Source organism: Mesorhizobium sp. YL-MeA3-2017 (genome assembly GCF_030814575.1).
GTDB classification, from domain to species: Bacteria; Pseudomonadota; Alphaproteobacteria; order Rhizobiales; family Rhizobiaceae; genus Mesorhizobium; species Mesorhizobium terrae.
Window position 1 is genome coordinate 4,168,140 of record NZ_JAUSVH010000001.1, and the last position, 18,646, is coordinate 4,186,785.

Here is an 18,646-nt window from a genome sequence, read left to right on the forward strand (position 1 = left end):
GATGTCCCAAGAGATCGTTTTGAAGAATGCGCGCATCGTCCTCGAAGACGAGATCGTCAACGGGGCGCTTGTGCTGCGCGGCGGCAAGATCGCGTCGATCGATACCGGTATCGTCTCGGCGGGCGAGGATTGCGAAGGCGACTATGTGATCCCAGGCCTGGTCGAACTCCATACCGATCATCTCGAATCCCATTATTCGCCGCGCCCCGGCGTGCGCTGGGACTCGATCGCCGCCCTCCAGGCGCATGACGCGCAGGTGGTGGCTTCCGGCATCACCACTGTCTTCGACTGCCTGCGTCTCGGTTCCGACGAGGATGGCGGTTTCCAGAAGGGCGAGATGCGTGTCATCGCCGACGCCATCGAGGTGGCAGTCGCCGAGGACAGGCTGCGCGCCAGCCATCTGATCCACCTGCGCTGCGAGGTTTCGGCGGCCGATGTGCTCGACCAGTTCGAGGATTTCGACACCGACAATTTCGTGCGGCTCGCCTCGTTGATGGACCATGCGCCGGGCCAGCGCCAGTTCCAGACGCTCGAGCAGTACGCGCTCTACTACAAGACCAAGCGCGGGCTGGACGACGCGGCCTTCGAGCGCTTCATGGCCAAGCGCGTCGCCGCCTCGCAGAAGTATTCCGCCGCGCATCGCAAGACGATTGCCGATGCCTGCGCCGGACGCGGCATCGCCATCGCCAGCCATGACGACGCTACTGTCGAACATGTCGAGGAATCGATTGCCTTCGGTGTAAAGCTGGCCGAATTCCCGACCAGCATGGAAGCGGCCAGGGCATCGCATGAGGCTGGCATTTCGGTGATGATGGGCGCGCCCAACATCGTGCGTGGCAAGTCGCATTCCGGCAATATTGCGGCGCGCGAATTGGCCGAGGCCGGCGTGCTCGACGTGCTCTCGTCCGACTATGTGCCGTTCAGCCTCATGCAGGCGCCGTTCATCCTGGCCGACGGCCCGCAGGGCAGGCCCCTCAACGAAACGGTCCGTCTCGTCACGGCGGCCCCGGCGCGCACGGTGGGCCTGACCGACCGTGGCCGCATCGCGCCCGGTCTGCGCGGCGATGTCGTGCGCGTGCGCCACAACAAGGGCGTGCCGGTGGTGCGCTCGGTCTGGCGCGAGGGCCGGCGCGTTGCCTGATCCCGTGTCGGGTTCCCGGGGTTCGCCCGGCAGGCTCATTATCGTCGTCGGCCCGAGCGGCTCCGGCAAGGACAGCGTTCTTGGCTATGCCCGCGAGCGCCTGACTGAGCGAAGCGACATCCTGTTCGTCCGCCGCATCGTTACGCGCCCGGCGACCGCCGACGCCGAGGACCATGACAGCCTGAACGAGACCGATTTCGCGGAAGCCGCGCGGGCAGGGCGCTTTGCTGTCAGCTGGCAGGCGAACGGGCTGAGCTATGCGTTGCCGCGTACCGTGCTCGACCATGTCGAACGCGGCGGCACCGCCGTCGCCAACGGCTCGCGTGGAGCGCTCGACGACATCCGCGCCGCCTTTGCCAATGTCATCGTGGCGGGCCTGACCGCCCGGCCGGAAATCATCGCGGCCCGGCTTGCGTCGCGTGGACGCGAGACCGCCGAGGACATTCAGCGCCGCGTCGAGCGCGGCCTGAAGCTCGGCGCCTACGGCCAGGACATCACCATCGACAACAGCGCCGAGCTTCACCTCGCCGGCGAGGCGCTGGTCTCGATCATCGTCAGCCGGTTGTCTCTGGCGTCCTGAAGGGGCGGCGGCCGGCTTCAACGATCCCGCAGGATCATTTCCGACGCTTTTTCGGCGATCATGACGACGGGCGAATTGGTGTTGCCCGACACGATGGTCGGCATGATCGAGGCATCGACGACGCGCAGGCTGGTCAGGCCGTGCACGCGCAGCCTGGCGTCGACCACCGCCATCGCGTCCGAGCCCATCTTGGCTGTGCCGACCGGGTGGAAGATCGTTGTGGCGATGTCGCCCACCTTGCGCACCAGGTCCTCATGGCCGGTGAATTGCGGACCGGGCAGCATTTCTTCCGGTTCGAAACGGGCAATGGCCTTTGTCCGCATCAGGCGCCGCGCATGCTCTATCGAAGCGACCGCCACGTGCCGGTCGCCCTCGGTCGAGAGATAGTTCGGGCGTATCTTCGCCATCTCCCTGGCGTCGGCGCTTTCCATGTGGACCGTGCCCCGGCTTTCGGGCCTCAGATTGCAGACAGAGACCGTCACGGCCGGGAAGCGGTGCAGCGGTTCGCCCAGCCGGTCGGTCGAGAGCGGCTGCACGTGATATTCGAGATCCGGCGTCGCCAGCCGCGCATCAGAGCGCGCGAAGATGCCAAGCTGGCTCGGCGCCATCGACAGCGGCCCGCTGCGCCACAGCGCGTATTCCGCGCCCATGGCCGCGCGGCGCAGGAGGTTGTGGTAGCGCTGGTTCAGCGTGTCGGCGTTCTTCACCTTGAACACGGTGCGGATCTGCAGATGGTCTTGCAGGTTCTCGCCGACGCCGGGCAGCGCGTGTCGAACCTCGATCCCCAGCCGCGACAAAAGCTCCGGCTGGCCGACGCCGGACAGTTCGAGGATTTTTGGCGAGTTGATGGCGCCGGCGGCAAGCAGGGTCTCGCCGGCTTTCGCGACATGCAGGCCGCCTTCATGGCGGAAGACGACGCCGGTCACCCGGCGGCCGTCGAACTCCAGCCTCTCGGTTTCGGCGCCGGTCAGTACGCGCAGATTAGGGCGATTGGCGATGCCGCTCAGGAACGCCTTGGAGGTATTCCAGCGCACACCCTTCTTCTGGTTGACCTCGAAATAGCCGGAGCCCTCATTGGTACCGGCGTTGAAATCCTCGGTGCGCGGAATGCCGAGTTCTTCCGCACCGTCGCGGAAGGCGTCGAGGATCGGCCATGACAGGCGCTGCTTTTCCACCCGCCACTCACCGCCGGCGCCGTGCATCGCGCCGGCGCCGCCATGATAGTCCTCCGACTTGCGGAAATAGGGCACCACATCGTCCCAACCCCAGCCGGCATTGCCTGCCTGGCGCCAGCCGTCATAGTCGGCCGCCTGGCCGCGCATGTAGATCATGCCGTTGATGGAAGAGCAGCCGCCCAGCACCTTGCCGCGCGGATAGTTGAGGCTGCGTCCGTTGAGGCCGGCGTCCGGCTCGGTCTTCATCAGCCAGTCGGTGCGCGGATTGCCCATGCAATAGAGATAGCCGATCGGGATATCGACCCAGTGGTAGCGGTCGCTGCCGCCGGCCTCGAGCAAAAGCACCTTGTTACGCGGGTCGGCCGACAGACGGTTGGCCAGCACGCAGCCGGCCGAACCGGCGCCGACGATCACATAGTCGAATTCGCCGAACGGAGCGGGGCTGGTCACGACTGCGCCTGCATCTGAGCGATCCGTTCCCACATCGGGCTCATCGCCTGGTTGATCTCGCCATAGAGTTGGTAGCGCGCGGCATAGGCTTGGGCAATCGCGCCATTAGGCGCATAGCGGCGCGCCGCCGACGTCATCGCCGTGGCACCGGCGGCAAAGTCAGGGAAGATGCCGACACCGGTTCCGGCCGCGATGGCCGCGCCCAGGGCGCCGGTTTCGCGGCTTCGTGCCACGGTCACGGGCACGCCCAGCACATCGGCGAAGATCTGTGCCCATACGGCGCTGCGCGAGCCGCCGCCGGAAAGCACTGCCTCATCGAAGCCTGCACCGGCGCGGGTGAGCGTCTCGATATGGCGTTTGTGCTCGAAGACGACGCCTTCGAACAGCGCTCGCAGCATATGCGCGCGCCCGTGCCAGCCGGCGATGCCGTAGAAGCCGGCACGGGCCCGCCCGTTTTTCTGCGAGCCGTAGAGGAACGGGTGGTAGATCGGCACATCGCCGGCCGGATCGACCGAGGCGACCAGTTCGCTGGCGTGTTCGAATGGGGATTTTCCGTGGCCGGCCTCGTGTTCGAGGAATTCGCGCGCGATCCATTCGAGATTGGCGGCCGAGGTGGCGCTGGATTCGATTGCCAGATAGCGCTTGGGATCGAAGGTCGACAGCATGAAGATCGACGGATCGCGGATCGGCTCATCAGTGATGACCTGGTTGATGCTCCAGGTGCCGGCAATGATCGATGCGGCACCGGTGCGCGTCACGCCCGAGCCGACGGCGCTGGCCACCACGTCGAACAGGCCGGCCACCACGGGCGTACCCGCCTTCAGACCGGTCAGTGCTGCGACCTCCGGCGTGATATGGCCGGCGATCTCGGCGGATTCCAGCGCCGGCGGCAAAAGGTCCATGCAGTCGTTGAGGCCATAGGCGGCCAGCAGCTCCTGCTCATAACGACGTGCCGGCATCGACAAGAGCCCGCAGCCGGACATGTCGGTGGTGTCGCTCGACCGCGCTCCGGTCAACCGGTTGACGACGAAATCCTTGCACAGGAACACGGTGCCGATCCGGTCGAACAGGTCCGGTTCGAAGCGCTTGATCCAGGCGAGCAGCGTCGGCGTTTGCGCCGCCCATGGCTGCTGCAGGCAGTAGGGATAGGTGCGGTCGCCGACATTTTCGCCGGCCCATTCGGCGACGATGCCGACGCCGCGTGTGTCGAGCGACTGGATGCCGATCAGCGGCGCGCCGTCGCGGTCCAGCGCGTAGAGCCCGTTGCCGTGTCCGGCGCAGCCGATCGCGGCGATATCGCCGGCGTCGATGCCTGCTTCATCGATGCAGCGGCGGATCACCGTGACGGCATTGGCCCAGAGTTCGTTGAGATCGCGCTCGACATGGCCGGGTTTCGGCATCGACGAGCGGCCGTCGAGCGCGGCCATCGCCAGCTCCCGCCCGGCCGTGTCGAAGATGATGGCCTTGATGACGGTATTGCCGGCATCGAGGCCCAGTATGTAATTACCCATCAATCTCCTCCCGAAGTGTGCCGAGGACACTAACGTCCGACGTTTTCCCTTACCGGCCGCTTCGCGCTGTGTTCCCTTCTCCCCTTGCGGGAGAAGGTGGATCGGCGCGCAGCGTCGAGACGGATGAGGGGTGTTGGAAGAAATGAGGCGTTTCAAGGGTGTCCCCTGTCTTAACCTCATTCGAAGTCCGGAAGGATCGCACTCCGTCCAGCACCCCTCATCCGACCTCGCTTACGGCGGCTGTGCCGCCGAGCTCGGCCACCTTCTCCCTCAAGGGGAGAAGGGATGGCATCAGTCATCTTACGCCTGGTTGTACAGGTCGAAGGCCTTGGCGCCATCAGCGCCGTCATGGATGATCGCCATCAGGCCGCGCACCACCGCGCTCGGATTGGCGTGCTGGTAGATGTTGCGGCCATAGACCATGCCGAGCGCGCCTTGGCGCATCAGCGCCGCCGATTTGTCGAACACCGCGCGCAGATCCTCCTTGCCGCCGCCGCGCACCAGCACCGGGCAGCGCGCCGCCTCGACCACGCGGTGGAAGTCTTCTGCATTCGTGGTCGGGTCGGCCTTGACGACGTCGGCGCCCATCTCGCGCGCCAGCCGGGTCAGCGTCACGATTTTCTCGACGTCGCCGTCGACCATGTAGCCGCCATGTTCCGAGACCGGCAGCATGGCCAGCGGTTCGATCATCAGCGGCATGCCGTATTTCTCGCAATCGGCGCGCACGCGGGAAATGTTCTGCACGCACTGTTTGAACAGGTCCGGCTCGTCGGGCAGCATGAACAGGTTCACCACCACGCAGGCGGCGTCCATCTCGATGGCGCCGATCAGCGGTTCGGCCTCGTTCTGCAGCAAAGCCCACATAGCCCGGTGGCGGATCTTGTTGTAGGGGTTGCCCATGTCGAGACGCATCACCAGCGCCGGCTTGTCCTTGCCGGGAACGTCCTGCAGCAGGTCGGCCTGGCCGTAATTCATCTGGATGGCGTCGGGGCCGGCCTTCACCAGTCTGTCGACCACGCCGGCCATGTCCTCCAGCCCGACCAGGAAGCTCGGCTCGTTGCACACGCCATGGTCGATGGCGACGTCCAGGCAGCGGCCATTGCCGAACAGCCGGTTCATGCGGGCTTTTTTGTTCACGCGCATATCGCGCTCCTTTTCTTGTCGGTCTTGGAAGGGTTGGAAAGGTCGACGCCGTGCTGGTGCTTGAGCAATGCCAGGAACGCCGCGCGTTCCCGCGAGGCTTGCCCGGCGTCCCAGTTCTTGCGGGTGGCGAGGAGATCGAGCACGGCATCGACAAGCTCGCTCGTCAGGTCGCCGGTAATCGCGATGGTGGTGCGGCGCAGGAAGATGTCGGCCAATGTCTCGACCTGTTCGCGCTCCACGATCAGCCGGATTTCGCCTTCGCTGTAGTCGCAGCCCGGCAGCATTGCATCGGAGGCTACGGACAAGCCGGCTGCAACATCGCGCGCGGAAGTGCCGTAGCGCTCCAGAAGCACCTGCGCGCGCGCCTCGCTGATCTTGTGTTCGGCTGCCAGCTCCGCGCACCACACAACTGTATCAGGCGGAAAGTTCCGCCCGCCACCGATCGCCATGTCTTCGGTGCCGACTTTGCGGGAAAGCCCAAGCCGTTCCAGCGACATGTCGGCGGCCAGCGCGCCGAACGAGCGGAAGGTCGTCCATTTGCCGCCGATCATGCACAGCGTCGCCGGCAGGTGCCCGCTGGCCTCGACGAATTCGCAGAAATGGTCGCGTGGAATGCGTCCGGTGAAACTGTCGTCGCTGGCCGGCAGCGGCCGCACGCCGGCGAAGCGGAAGACGATCTCTTCAGGGGCGATCTCGATCGACGGGAAGACGAAGGCGAGCGACTGCAGGATGTATTGCAGCTCGTCGTCCTCGCAGCGCACCTGGTCCGGATCGTCGACGCGGATATCCGTCGAGCCGATCAGCACCTTGCCGAGATAGGGGAACAGGATGCAGATACGGCCATCCTCGTTCTCGTAATAGATCATCTGGCCGGCGAGCGCGTCGTAAAGCTCCCGGTTGTCGACGATGATGTGCGAACCCTTGGTGCCGCCCATCATGCGTGGTGCCGCGGCGCCGATCGCCGCATTCGTCAGGTCGATCCAGCCGCCGGTGGCGTTGATGACGAGGCGAGGGCGCACCGGCAGCGTCTCGCCCGAGATCGTGTCGGTCAGGATGAGGCCGTCCGCGTTGGAACCGACCTGTACGTAGTTGAGCGCCTGCGCCGAAGGCGACGCCGCCATCGCATCGTTCAGCATTTCAAGCCCGAGCCGCTCCGGCCGGCTCACCCAGGCGTCGTAATAGGTGGCCGAGCTGCGCGTTGCCGGGTTGATCGCCGGCCATGTCTTCAGCGTTTCTCTGGCACCGCGAAAACGATGCACGGGCATCAGCCGGCGCGAGGCGGTGAAGACGTCATAGAGCGTCAGCCCCGCCTTGATCACCACCGCGCCGCGCCGGCTGGGCCGCCGGGTGAGGCCGAGGAAGCGCACCGCGCCATTGGCGATGCCGGAGAAAATATCGAAGATCGGCACGGTCGTCGGCAGCGGCGCGACATAATGTGGGGCGTTGCGCAACAGCCGGTCGCGCTCCAGAAGCGATTCCTTCACCAGCTTGAATTCGCCGTTCTCCAGATAGCGCAGGCCGCCGTGCACCATGCGCGACAGTGCTGCGCTCGCCCCGCCGCAATAGTCGCCTTTCTCGGCCAGCAACACGTCGACGCCCTGCAAGGCGAGCTCGCGGAAGACCGAGATGCCGTTGATGCCGCCGCCGATGATGAGCACGGCAATGTCCGGCCGCTCTCGCAGCGCGGCGAGTGTTTCGTTGCGCGTCATTTTGGAAATGCCTCGGGGTTACTCAGGCATCCATCTGGGTGAGATGCATGGCTATCGCTTTGTCTATGACGGCGAGTTCGTCGGAACCCAGCCTGATCTCGCCGGCGCGCGCATTGTCGATCGCCTGCTCGGGATTGCGGGCGCCGCACAGCGCGAAGGTGATGCCCGGCTGCGCCAGCGTCCAGGCGATGACGATCTGCGCCATGGATGCCTTGTGCTGTTCGCTGATCGGCTGGATCGCTTTTTTCAGCGCCGCCACCTTCTGTCGGTTGGATGCCGAGAAGCGCGGATTGTCCTTGCGCTGATCGTCGCCGGAGAAGGCCCGGCCGGGGTCGATGGTGCCGGTCAGCAAACCGAGCGCCAGCGAGGAATAGCTGAGCGTCGCCACATCGTGCTTCCGCGCGATCGGCAAAAGCGTGCCTTCGATCTCGCGATCGATCATCGAATAGCGTTCCTGGATGGCGTCGAGCTGGCCGGCTGCCACATACTGCTCGAGGTCGTCCGCGCTGATATTGCTGGCGCCGATCGCGCGGATTTTTCCCGCCGTCTTCAGTTTCTCCAGCGCGGCCATCGTTTCGGCGATCGGCGTCGTCGGGTCCTGCCAGTGGGTGATGTAGAGGTCGATATGGTCGGTGCCGAGCCGCCTCAGGCTCTGCTCCAGCTCATAGGTGATGCCGTCGGCGCCGAGATAGCGGTGCACCGGTTTGTCGTCCTGGTCGAAGAAATGGTTGCCTTTGCCGGAATGCCAGTTCAGCCCGCATTTGGTGGCGATCACCACCTTATCGCGCTTGCCCTTGATCGCCTTGCCGACGATCTCCTCGCTGCGGCCAAGCCCGTAGGCGGGCGCGGTGTCGATCAGGCTGACGCCGGCGTCGATAGAGGCTTCGATGGCGCGGATCGAGGCCTGCTCGTCGGTGCCGCCCCACATCCAGCCGCCGATTGCCCAGGTGCCGAGACCGACACCGGACGCCTGGATGCCGGATGCGCCGATGGGGCGTTGGATCTGTCTGGAACTCATGCTGCTTCTCTTTCGGCAAGGTCGAGGATACCGAGGCCGGTGGCCTCGTCGGTGACGATGATGTCGAGATGGTTGCCGCGCATCGCCGACAGGATCGGCGCGATCTTGCTCGGCCCGCTGGCAATGCCGATCGAGCGCGGAATGGTGGCGAACTCGTCCAGCGTCAGCGAGACCAGCGAGCGGTTCAGCGTGTAGTCGCTGAGCTTGCCATCCCGGTCGATCAGATGCGCCAGCAATTCGCCCGATGCACCGGAACGCTCGATCGCCTGGCGGTCGGCGCTGGAAGAGGGGTGCAGGTCGTAATAGGAAGAATCGTCGGTCAGGATCGAACCGATGCCGACCACAGCGACCGTGGCTTCGCGCGCCCGGCGGAACACATCGGCCACCGCGCGCACCCCCATCAGCATCTCGCGCTGTTCCGGCGTGTCGGCAAACAGCGGCGCGTGGATCTGGTAGGCGCGGCCGCCCAGCCTGTCGGCCATCAGCGAGGCGACGTGATTGACGTCGGTATAGTGCTTGCCCTGCACCAGCCCGGTGGCGGGGATGACCTCGACGTCATAGCGGCGGCCTGGCTTCAACCCCGCGACCAGCGCGCTGACACCCTTGCCGCCGGTGATCGAGATGGTGTCGCCGTCCTTGATGGTTTCGAGCAAAAGATTGGCTGCCGCTTCGCCGACGCGCTGCAAGGCCGTCTGCGGGTTTTCCGAGACCGTCGGCACCACCACCGCGCGCTCGATGCCGCCGAGCGCGACAAGCCGCGCCTCGAGGTCGACCAGATGATCGATCGGCGACTTGATCTTGATCTCGACCAGGCCGAGCTGATGGCCGCGCTTGATCAGCCGGTTGACGGTGGCATGCGAGATGCCGAGCTCCTTGGCGATCTCGGCCTGCGTCTTGCCTTCCACATAGTGGAGGACGAGCGCCTGGTGCATCTGGCGCACGGTCGAGATGTCGTCGCGAGTGTTGGGGGGTGCCATCGTGCCGCGCCTCGATCTCAGGATTTCTGGCGATGCAGGAAGTGGTCGGCCGACACGGCGGCCAGGAGGATGCAGCCCTTGATCATGTCCTGCCAGTAGACCGAGATGTCGAGTAGGATCAGCGAACTGGTCACCACCGAGAGCAGCGCGATGCCGAGGATGGCGCCGAAGATCGTGCCCGAGCCGCCCTTCAGCGAGGCGCCGCCGATGACCGCCGCGGCGATGATGTTGAGCTCCATGCCGGCGCCGAAGGTCGGCGTGGCGGCGCCGAAGCGGGCCATGTAGATGACGCCGGCGACGCCCGACAGCGTCGCGCACAGCACCGTCACCCAGAATTTCACCTGGTTGGTCTTGATGCCGGAGAACTGCGCTGCCTTCTCATTCGAACCGGTATAGAACACCTTGCGGAACGCGGTGGCGCGCCTGAGCAGGAAATCGAAGATCGCCACCACCACCACGAAGATGATGATGACATAAGGCACGCCCTGGAAGCTGCCCTGGCCGATCGCCTTGAATTCCGGCGGCAGCGTGAACAAAGACAGCGGCGTGCCCTTGGTGATGACCAGGCACAGCCCGCGCACGATCACCATCGCCGCCAGCGAGGTGATGAAATGGTTCAGTCCCACCACCGTCACGAAGAAACCCATCACCGCGCCGATCAGTGCGCTCACTGCGATGCCGATCAGGCTGGCGGTCCATGGGTCCAGCCCCATCAGGAACAGCGCGCCTGAAACCACCATCGAGAAGCAGACCACCGAGCCGACCGACAGGTCGATGCCGCCGACGATCAAAAGGATCGTCATGCCGACCACGACGATGCCTTCGATCGAGAAGCTCATCAGCATGGCGCGGAAATTGCCCCAGGTCAGGAAGTGCGGCGAAGCGAAGCTCATGGCGATGCACAGCGCCAGGATGATCACGATCAGGCCGGCCTCGCGCATCGAGGCGAGCCGGGCGAAGCTGGAACGGCCGGCGCCCGTGGCCCTGATCTCGGCATGCATGACGGTTTCTCCACTCTCAAGCGACATTGTGGGCCTGTCCTTGGCTCGTTTGCGCCGGCTTAACGCCCGACGCGAGCATGATGATGGTTTCCTCGTCGAGTTCGCCCGCGCCGAGTTCGCCGGCGATGGCGCCTTCGCGCACGACCAGCACGCGGTCGCACAGGCCGATCAGTTCGGGCAGTTCCGAGGAAATGACGACGATGCCGACGCCCTGGTTGGCGAGGTCGCGCAACAGGCGATGGATCTCGACCTTGGCGCCGACATCGATGCCGCGCGTCGGCTCGTCCATGATGATGACCTTGGGCGAAACCGAAAGCTGCTTGGCGATCGCCACCTTCTGCTGGTTGCCGCCGGAAAGCGTCGATACGGCAACGTCGATGCCGGCCATGCGCACGCCGAGCCGCTTGGCGAGGTGTGTTGCCTGATTGGCTTCCGCGCGGCGGTCGAGCAGGCCAAGGCGCCCGGTGAGCTTGCCGAGGTCGAGCGCCGAGACATTGGCGGCGATCGACAGATCGAGGAACACGCCCGAGCCCTTGCGGTCCTCCGAGAGATAGACGAGGCCGGCACGCACGGCGTCGGCATAAGAGCGGATGGCAAGCGGCTTGCCGTCCAGCGCGACACTGCCGGCGCTGGCCTGCCTTAGTCCGCAGATCGTCTGCGCGATCTCGCTGCGTCCGGCACCGATCAAGCCGCCAATGCCGAGGATTTCGCCGGCTTTCAGGTCGAGATCGACATCGACGAAACGGCTGCCGTCCGACAGGCCGCTAACAGAGAGCAGGGACCGTCCCGGTACCGCGTCGGCGGGGAGCTTGTCGGGATAAAGCTGGGTGATCTCGCGGCCGACCATCTTGCGCACGACATCGTCGGGCGAGGTCGCCGCGATGGCCTCGGTCGCGACATAGCGCCCGTCGCGAAAGACGGTGACGCGGTCGCACAGCGAAAAGATTTCGGCCATGCGATGGCTGATATAGATGACCGAGATGCCGCGCGCTTTCAGGCCGCGCACGATGGAGAACAGGCGCTGCGCTTCCGTCTCGGTCAGCGCCGCGGTCGGCTCGTCGAGGATCAGCACCTTGCAGTCGAGCGTCAGCGCCTTGGCGATCTCGACCAGCTGCTGGCTGGAAATGGAAAGGTCGGCGACTTTGCTGCGCACCGGAATGGGCGCAAGCTGGTTCATCGCCTTCTCGGCCTGCGCATAGACTTCCGCGTAATTCATCAGCGGCGCGCGCCGGGTATTGATCGCAGCCATGCAGATGTTTTCGGCAACCGTCGCGTCCTGGCAGAGCGCGATTTCCTGATGCACCAGTGCGATGCCGAGCTTCTGTGCCGCCGCCGGCGAGGCGATGGTCACGGGCTTGCCGTCGATCAGGATTTCGCCTTCGTCGGCCTGCAGCACGCCGCCGATCATGTTCATCAGCGTCGATTTGCCGGCGCCGTTCTCGCCGCACAGCGCGTGCACCTCGCCGCGGCGCAGTTCGAAGGCGACGCCGCTCAGCGCCTGGACCGGCCCGAACGCCTTGGAAAGGTTGCGGATCTGAAGGACGGGCGCGTCGGTCACGCCATGCTCCTGCGAAAGGTTCTGAAAAAGTGCTGGAAGGGAAAGCCCCTTCCAGCGAGAGCGATTGTGGGCCGAAGCTTACTCTTCGATGCCCTTGGTGCCACGCCGCTTGAGATACTTGTCCCAATAGAAATCGTCGGCGTTGTCCTTGGTCACGATCGAGAAGCCGTTGTCGACGAACGGCACCTTCATCGCATTGGAACCGGCGCGCTTGGCGTCGTTCATCGGGTCGATCAGCTCGGGATGCTTGGCCAGCCACAGAAGCATGAAGCCCATATAGCCCTGCATGCCCTGGTTGGGGTTGACCGAACCATAGATCTCGCCGGCCTTGATCATGTCGAGGATCTTGGCGTTGACGTCGGCCAGCATCACCTTGATCTTGCCGCCGCCTTCCTTGGCCGCCTGCGCGGCGCCGATCGCCGAGTTGGCTTCCGGCATGAACACGGCGCCGAGGTCGGGATGCGCCTGGGCAAGGCTCAGCACCGCCTGATAAGCCTTGGTCGGGTCCTGGTTGGACGCGGCGCGGCCGACTAGCTTCATATCCGGCCACTTGGTTTCCATGCGCTTGACGAAGGCCGAGACACGCTTGTCGTGATTGTCCTGGCCGGGGTTTTCGAGAACGGCGTATTCGCCCTTGCCGCCCATCGCGCCGGCAACGGCGTCGGCGGCGTAGGTGCCTTCCGCGAGATTGTCCGAGGTGATGAAGGAGACGCGTTTGGAATTGGGCGAGTCGGCCGCGAAGGTCACCACGGCGGTGCCCTGGTCGACGGCGCGGTTGATCGGCTCGATGAACGGATCGGAGTTCATCGGGTGCACCAGGATGCCGGCCGGCTTCTGGGCCAGCGCCTGGTCGAAGCTGGCGATCTGCTTGTTCACGTCATATTCCGGCGTGCCGGTATAGGCGGTCTCGCAGCCGAGCTGCTGGCCGGCCTGCTTGAACATCTCATAGACCGGGAACCAGTATTCGACGCCCGAGACCATGACGTTCATCACGTATTTTTCGCCGGGCTGGCATTTGAACGGATTGGCGGTTTCGGCGAGTGCCGGGGCCGGGCTCATAAAGGTCGATGCCGCCGCCGCCATGGCGAGCGTGCTTAAGAATTTGCGCAAGTTTCCTCCCTTGGCCGAAGCCATTCTTCAATAACCGTCGCGGCGCTTGGCACGCCGCTTCATGGATTGATTTGCAGCCGGACTTCCTCCCGAAGCCGGCAGCTGGATCATTGCAGCGCACGATGATACTGTCAATAAAATTCATATACTGAAATATATTTCACATCAATGGACGTTTGGGTTGAAAAACCGCACCATCTTAATTCGTCATTCCCGACCTCGTGAGGGAGCGCAGCGACCGGAGAGTGTCGGGAATCCATGCCGGACCGCCGATAGTGGCATGCCGGTCCAAAATTGCGCGTATGATCTTGAGCACAGAACATTTCGTGCTGCTTTTCTGACCGCTACCCGCTTTGAATCCGGATCGGCTCCACGTTATGAACGTTCCGGCATGGATTCCCGACACTCTCCGGTCGCTACGCTCCCTCACGAGGTCGGGAATGACGAACCGAGAGACCGAGCCGCTGGTCCAAAGGCTATGGTTGATCGGCAGCGCCGGAAGGCGGTTCGAGGAGAGGCAATGAGCGTCGGCATCAAGGACTTCGGTTTGACCTGCGGCACGCTGCCTTCCGGCACGTTGAATGCCGTCACCGACGTTCCGGGCGTGCGCGTCGGCCATGTCACGCTGCGCGACGGCGACATCAACACCGGCGTCACCGCCATCCTGCCGCATGGTGGCAATCTTTTCCGCAGGAAGGCGAGGGCCGCCTCCGAAGTCATCAACGGTTTCGGCAAGACGGTCGGCCTCGTGCAACTCGATGAACTCGGCACCATCGAGACGCCATTGCTGTTGACCAACACGCTGTCGGTCGGCACCTGCGCCACCGCGCTGATCCGCGAAGCCATTCGCCAGAACCCGGACATCGGCCGCCGCACGGGCACCGTCAATCCGCTCGTCGCCGAATGCAATGACGGCCCGCTCAACGACATCCAGGCGCTTGTCGTGAGCGAGGCGCATGCACTGGCCGCCATCGAGGCCGCCAGCGAAGGCCCGGTCGAGCAGGGCAGCGTCGGCGCCGGCACCGGGATGACCTGCTTCGGCTTCAAGGGCGGCATCGGCACGGCGTCGCGTCGCATCAGGCTCGACAGCCGCGATTATCATCTGGGTAGCCTCGTGCTTTCCAATTTCGGCCGCGCCGGCGATCTCGTCCTGCCCGATGGCCGCCGCCCCGATCCGCGCCGACCGACTGAGGCCGAGAGCGGTTCGGTGGTCATTGTGCTGGCGACCGACATTCCGCTCGAACACCGCCAGTTGAAACGCGTCGCCCGCCGCGCCGGTGCCGGCATCGCCAGGCTGGGTGCTTTCTGGGGCCATGGCAGCGGCGACATCGCCATTGCCTTCTCGACCGCGGATCCCGTCGATCACGACGAGAAGCGCGGTGTCGTGCCTCTTCAGGCTTTGAGTGAAACGCGTATCGATGCTCTGTTCCAGGCCGCCGCCGAGGCGACCCAGGAAGCAGTGCTGAACTCCATGCTCGCCTCGCCTGCCTTCGAGGGCAGGGGCGGCGCGCGCCGGCCGTCCCTGGCGGATTGGTTGCGGGCTAGCGCCTGACTTCCCTTCTCCCCCTGTGGGAGAAGGTGGCTCGGCGCGCAGCGCCGAGACGGATGAGGGGTGTTGGACGGAGCGCTACCCTGACAGATTTGGGACCGTGGTGAAGCCGGCACTTGTTCCCGCGCGGCCTCATTTCTTCCAACACCCCTCATCCGACCTCGCCTGCGGCGGCTGCGCCGCCGGCTCGGCCACCTTCTCCCACAAGGGGAGAAGGAAATGCACATCCCCGTCCCTCCACAAACCCTCCCTCAACACCGAAGTCTGTGGACATTAGTCTTGACAGAAATACATATGTTCAATACCCGTCAGGCATTCGAATAGCCTGATGTGGGAGGAGTGACCGGTATGGCTTCCAATATTGCGTTGACGGGCCTGGCCCGCGATCTTGAGGAACGCGGCAAGTCCGGAAAGCCGATCCGCATCGGCCTCATCGGCTCGGGCGAGATGGGTACCGATATCGTCACCCGCGTGGCGCATATGTCCGGCATCGAGATCGGCGCGATCTCGGAACTGAACATCCCCAATGCCCACAAGGCCGTCGACATCGCCTTCCAGGAAGGCGGCCATTCCAGGGAAGCATCGAACGCCTCGGCCATGACGGCCGCCATGGAAGCCGGCAAGGTCGCCGTCACCAACGATGCCGACCTGATCATCAACAACGACCTGATCGACGTGGTCATCGACGCCACCGGCGTGCCGGCCGTCGGCGCCGAGATCGGCCTGCGCGCCATGGAGCATGGCAAGCATCTCGTCATGATGAATGTCGAGGCCGACGTCACCATCGGCGCCTATCTCAAGAGCGAAGCCGACCGCCTCGGCGTCACCTATTCGCTCGGCGCGGGCGACGAGCCGTCCTCCTGCATGGAGCTGATCGAATTCGTCTCGGCCATGGGCCATCCCATCGTTGCCGCCGGCAAGGGCAAGAACAACCCGCTCAACATCGACGCCACCCCTCCCGCCTATGAGGAAGAGGCCGCGCGCCGCCACATGAACGTGCGCATGCTGGTCGAGTTCGTCGACGGCTCCAAGACCATGGTCGAGATGGCGGCGATCGCCAACGCCACCGGTCTGGTGCCCGACAAGGCCGGCATGCATGGCCCGGCCGCCACATTGGGCGAACTGAACAAGGTGCTGGTGCCGCAAAAGGACGGCGGCGTGCTCTCCAGGGTCGGCGTCGTCGATTATTCGATCGGCAAGGGCGTTGCGCCCGGCGTCTTCGTCGTCGCCGACATGTCGCATCCGCGCGTTTCCGAGCGCATGGAAGACCTGAAGATGGGCAAGGGCCCGTATTTCACCTTCCACCGGCCTTATCATTTGACCTCGCTGGAAGTGCCGCTTACTTGCGCCCGCGTCGTGCTCTACGGCAAGGCCGACATGGTGCCGCTGGCCAAGCCTGTCGCAGAAGTCTGCGCCGTCGCCAAGAAGGACATGCAGCCGGGCGACAAGCTCGATGCCATCGGCGAATATTGCTACCGCGCCTGGATCATGGCGGCCCCCGAGGCGCGCGCCGCCAAGGCCATCCCCTGCGGCCTGCTGCAGGGCGGTTCGGTGACGGCGCCCATCAAGAAGGGCGAGCTCATTACCTATGTCAACGCCGCTCCGGCGCCTGGCTCCAAGATCGCCGAGCTGCGCGCCCGGCAGGACAAGCTCGTCTACGGCAACTAAGGCAATCGAGGAAGCATCATCATGGCCACCGCCAGGAAAGCCGCCAACAGCGACGCGGCGCAACCCAACCTGCCTTTCGCCTTCCGCCAGTATACGGCTGAGCAGCTGCGCGAAGTGCTGCACAAGATGTATCTCATCCGCCGCTTCGAGGAAGGTGCCGAAGACGCCTACATGCGCGGTCTGATCCACGGCACCATGCACCTGTCCATCGGCCAGGAAGCAAGCGCCATGGGCATCTGCATGCCGCTCACCGATCAGGACCAGATCACCTCCACCCATCGCGGCCACGGCCATTGCATCGCCAAGGGCGCCGATGTGAAGCGCATGTTCGCCGAGTTCTTCGGCAAGACCACCGGCTACTGCAAGGGCCGTGGCGGCTCCATGCACATCGCCGACGTCACCAAGGGCAATCTCGGCGCCAACGGCATCGTCGCCGGCGGTATCCCGATCGCGGTCGGTGCCGCCCTTGCAGCCAAGAAGCTCAAGACCGGCAAGGTCGCGATTTCGTTCTTCGGCGACGGCGCCAACAATGAAGGCGCCTTCCACGAGGCGCTCAACATGGCCGCCGTCTGGAAACTGCCGGTCATCTTCGTGTGCGAAAACAACGGCTACGGCATGTCGACCTCGACCGAGCGTTCGACGGCGGTCAAGAACATCGCCGACCGCGCCAGCGCCTATGCGATGCCGGGCGTCATCGTCGACGGCAACAACTTCTCCGAGGTGGCGCAGGCTGCGAATGAGGCCGTCGAGCGCGCTCGCGCCGGCGAAGGCCCGACGCTGATCGAGTCCAAGACCTATCGCTACCGCGGCCACTCCAAGAGCGACCGCAACCGCTACCGCACCAAGGAAGAGATCGAGGACTGGATGGCCAACCGCGACCCGATCGCGCTGTTCGAGGCCGAGCTGAAGGAATTCGGCATCATCGACGACGCCGGCATCGAAGCGGTGCGCGAAGCAGTGAAAAAAGAGATCGCCGACGGCATCGAATTCGCCAAGGCGAGCCCGAGCCCCGAAATCCGCGACCTTGAGAATTACGTCTATACGGAGGTTGCGTGATGGACGTCGCAGTGCGTGAACTGAGCTATGCCCAGGCCATCCAGGAAGCCATGGCGATCGCCATGGAGCAGGATGAGCGCGTCTTCCTGATGGGCGAGGATATCGGCGTCTATGGCGGCGCCTTCCAGGTCACCGGCGATCTGGTCGAGCGTTTCGGTACCGACCGTGTCATGGACACGCCGATTTCCGAACTGGGCGGCGCCGGCGTCGCCGTGGGTGCGGCGTTGACCGGCCTGCGTCCCATTTTCGAGTTCCAGTTTTCCGATTTCGCCACGCTCGCCATGGAGCAGATCGTCAACCAGGCCGCCAAGATGCGCTTCATGCTGGGCGGCGAGGTTTCGGTTCCGGTGGTGATGCGTTTCCCGGCCGGTTCCGGCACGGGTGCCGCCGCGCAGCACAGCCAGAGCCTGGAAGCCTGGCTCGGCCACGTGCCCGGCCTGAAGGTGATCCAGCCGGCGACGCCGCATGACGTCAAGGGCATGCTGCTTGCCGCTGTCGCCGATCCAGACCCGGTCATGATCTTCGAGCACAAGCTGCTCTACAAGATGAAGGGCCCGGTTCCGGAAGGCCACTATACCGTGCCGATCGGCAAGGCCGACGTGCGCCGCAAGGGCCGCGACCTCACCATCGTCGCCACCTCGATCATGGTGCACAAGGCGCTGGAGGCGGCAGCCGCGCTGGAAGCCGAAGGCATCGACATCGAGGTCATCGACCTGCGCACCGTGCGGCCGATGGACAAGCAGACCATCATCGACAGCGTCAAGAAGACCTCGCGGCTTCTGTGCGTCTACGAGGCGGTGAAGACGCTGGGCATCGGCGCTGAAATCAGTGCCGCCGTCGCCGAAAGCGACGCGTTCGATTATCTGGATGCACCGATCGTGCGCCTTGGCGGCGCCGAAGTGCCGATCCCCTACAATCCCGAGCTGGAAAAGGCGACGGTGCCGCAGGTGCCGGACATCATCGCGGCGGCGCGCGATCTCGCCAAGGGAAAGCGCTGACG

The 18,646-nt window shown here is 64.7% G+C and carries 15 protein-coding genes; 6 read left to right on the top strand and 9 right to left on the bottom strand.

Features of this window, described 5'->3' with window-relative positions; translation table 11 throughout:
- Position 1 precedes the first annotated feature (1 nt).
- Positions 2-1,141: an alpha-D-ribose 1-methylphosphonate 5-triphosphate diphosphatase gene (locus QFZ88_RS19660; protein WP_024927018.1), complete on the top strand. Its 1,140-nt coding sequence runs from the start codon at positions 2-4 to the stop codon at positions 1,139-1,141.
- On the top strand, positions 1,134-1,721 hold the full coding sequence (gene phnN / locus QFZ88_RS19665; protein WP_036254131.1) for a phosphonate metabolism protein/1,5-bisphosphokinase (PRPP-forming) PhnN: 588 nt from the start codon (positions 1,134-1,136) through the stop codon (positions 1,719-1,721). Before QFZ88_RS19660 ends, phnN begins: the two co-directional genes overlap by 8 nt.
- 17 nt (positions 1,722-1,738) lie before the next feature.
- On the opposite strand, the gene QFZ88_RS19670 is transcribed toward phnN, so the two are convergent.
- The 9 genes from QFZ88_RS19670 to QFZ88_RS19710 form a co-directional block, all read right to left on the bottom strand.
- Entirely contained in the window at positions 1,739-3,346 is a 1,608-nt protein-coding gene (locus tag QFZ88_RS19670) for a GMC family oxidoreductase (RefSeq protein WP_024927016.1), read from the bottom strand.
- Positions 3,343-4,857: an FGGY-family carbohydrate kinase gene (locus tag QFZ88_RS19675; RefSeq protein ID WP_024927015.1), complete on the bottom strand. Its 1,515-nt coding sequence runs from the start codon at positions 4,855-4,857 to the stop codon at positions 3,343-3,345. Before QFZ88_RS19675 ends, QFZ88_RS19670 begins: the two co-directional genes overlap by 4 nt.
- A 300-nt stretch (positions 4,858-5,157) precedes the next feature.
- Positions 5,158-6,000: a class I fructose-bisphosphate aldolase gene (locus QFZ88_RS19680; protein ID WP_024927014.1), complete on the bottom strand. Its 843-nt coding sequence runs from the start codon at positions 5,998-6,000 to the stop codon at positions 5,158-5,160.
- The gene (locus QFZ88_RS19685) at positions 5,991-7,709 is read right to left on the bottom strand and encodes a glycerol-3-phosphate dehydrogenase/oxidase (RefSeq protein ID WP_024927013.1); all 1,719 of its coding nucleotides are present in this window, start codon (positions 7,707-7,709) and stop codon (positions 5,991-5,993) included. Before QFZ88_RS19685 ends, QFZ88_RS19680 begins: the two co-directional genes overlap by 10 nt.
- 22 nt (positions 7,710-7,731) lie before the next feature.
- Positions 7,732-8,727: an aldo/keto reductase gene (locus QFZ88_RS19690; RefSeq protein ID WP_024927012.1), complete on the bottom strand. Its 996-nt coding sequence runs from the start codon at positions 8,725-8,727 to the stop codon at positions 7,732-7,734.
- Positions 8,724-9,704, bottom strand: coding sequence for a sugar-binding transcriptional regulator (locus QFZ88_RS19695; protein ID WP_036254134.1), 981 nt, complete (start codon positions 9,702-9,704; stop codon positions 8,724-8,726). The genes QFZ88_RS19690 and QFZ88_RS19695 overlap by 4 nt, the downstream gene beginning before the upstream one ends.
- A 17-nt stretch (positions 9,705-9,721) precedes the next feature.
- Positions 9,722-10,705 carry an ABC transporter permease gene (locus QFZ88_RS19700; protein WP_024927010.1) on the bottom strand — a complete coding sequence of 328 codons (984 nt, stop codon included), beginning with the start codon at positions 10,703-10,705 and terminating at the stop codon, positions 9,722-9,724.
- Between the two features lie 16 nt (positions 10,706-10,721).
- Positions 10,722-12,263, bottom strand: a complete 1,542-nt coding sequence (locus QFZ88_RS19705) for a sugar ABC transporter ATP-binding protein (protein WP_024927009.1) — start codon at positions 12,261-12,263, stop codon at positions 10,722-10,724.
- 78 nt (positions 12,264-12,341) lie between these two features.
- Positions 12,342-13,373 carry a substrate-binding domain-containing protein gene (locus tag QFZ88_RS19710; protein ID WP_024927008.1) on the bottom strand — a complete coding sequence of 344 codons (1,032 nt, stop codon included), beginning with the start codon at positions 13,371-13,373 and terminating at the stop codon, positions 12,342-12,344.
- Between the two features lie 520 nt (positions 13,374-13,893).
- Here QFZ88_RS19710 and QFZ88_RS19715 point away from each other — a divergent pair.
- The 4 genes from QFZ88_RS19715 (at position 13,894) to QFZ88_RS19730 (ending at position 18,644) form a co-directional block, all read left to right on the top strand.
- Positions 13,894-14,925, top strand: a complete 1,032-nt coding sequence (locus tag QFZ88_RS19715) for a P1 family peptidase (protein ID WP_024926436.1) — start codon at positions 13,894-13,896, stop codon at positions 14,923-14,925.
- A 345-nt stretch (positions 14,926-15,270) separates the two neighbouring features.
- A complete protein-coding gene (locus tag QFZ88_RS19720) occupies positions 15,271-16,590 on the top strand; it encodes an NAD(P)H-dependent oxidoreductase (protein ID WP_024926435.1) in 1,320 nt (439 codons plus the stop codon).
- Between the two features lie 21 nt (positions 16,591-16,611).
- A complete protein-coding gene (locus QFZ88_RS19725) occupies positions 16,612-17,646 on the top strand; it encodes a thiamine pyrophosphate-dependent dehydrogenase E1 component subunit alpha (RefSeq protein WP_179654219.1) in 1,035 nt (344 codons plus the stop codon).
- On the top strand, positions 17,646-18,644 hold the full coding sequence (locus QFZ88_RS19730; protein WP_024926433.1) for an alpha-ketoacid dehydrogenase subunit beta: 999 nt from the start codon (positions 17,646-17,648) through the stop codon (positions 18,642-18,644). Before QFZ88_RS19725 ends, QFZ88_RS19730 begins: the two co-directional genes overlap by 1 nt.
- Positions 18,645-18,646 lie beyond the last annotated feature (2 nt).

Excerpts from the sequence above, each read along its gene's own strand:
- QFZ88_RS19660 (WP_024927018.1), top strand. The coding sequence starts at position 2 with ATGTCCCAAGAGATCGTTTTGAAGAATGCGCGCATCGTCCTCGAAGAC.
- QFZ88_RS19675 (WP_024927015.1), bottom strand. The coding sequence starts at position 4,857 with ATGGGTAATTACATACTGGGCCTCGATGCCGGCAATACCGTCATCAAG.
- QFZ88_RS19680 (WP_024927014.1), bottom strand. The coding sequence starts at position 6,000 with ATGCGCGTGAACAAAAAAGCCCGCATGAACCGGCTGTTCGGCAATGGC.
- QFZ88_RS19685 (WP_024927013.1), bottom strand. The coding sequence starts at position 7,709 with ATGACGCGCAACGAAACACTCGCCGCGCTGCGAGAGCGGCCGGACATT.
- QFZ88_RS19690 (WP_024927012.1), bottom strand. The coding sequence starts at position 8,727 with ATGAGTTCCAGACAGATCCAACGCCCCATCGGCGCATCCGGCATCCAG.
- QFZ88_RS19695 (WP_036254134.1), bottom strand. The coding sequence starts at position 9,704 with ATGGCACCCCCCAACACTCGCGACGACATCTCGACCGTGCGCCAGATG.
- QFZ88_RS19700 (WP_024927010.1), bottom strand. The coding sequence starts at position 10,705 with ATGCATGCCGAGATCAGGGCCACGGGCGCCGGCCGTTCCAGCTTCGCC.
- QFZ88_RS19715 (WP_024926436.1), top strand. The coding sequence starts at position 13,894 with ATGAGCGTCGGCATCAAGGACTTCGGTTTGACCTGCGGCACGCTGCCT.
- QFZ88_RS19720 (WP_024926435.1), top strand. The coding sequence starts at position 15,271 with ATGGCTTCCAATATTGCGTTGACGGGCCTGGCCCGCGATCTTGAGGAA.
- QFZ88_RS19725 (WP_179654219.1), top strand. The coding sequence starts at position 16,612 with ATGGCCACCGCCAGGAAAGCCGCCAACAGCGACGCGGCGCAACCCAAC.
- QFZ88_RS19730 (WP_024926433.1), top strand. The coding sequence starts at position 17,646 with ATGGACGTCGCAGTGCGTGAACTGAGCTATGCCCAGGCCATCCAGGAA.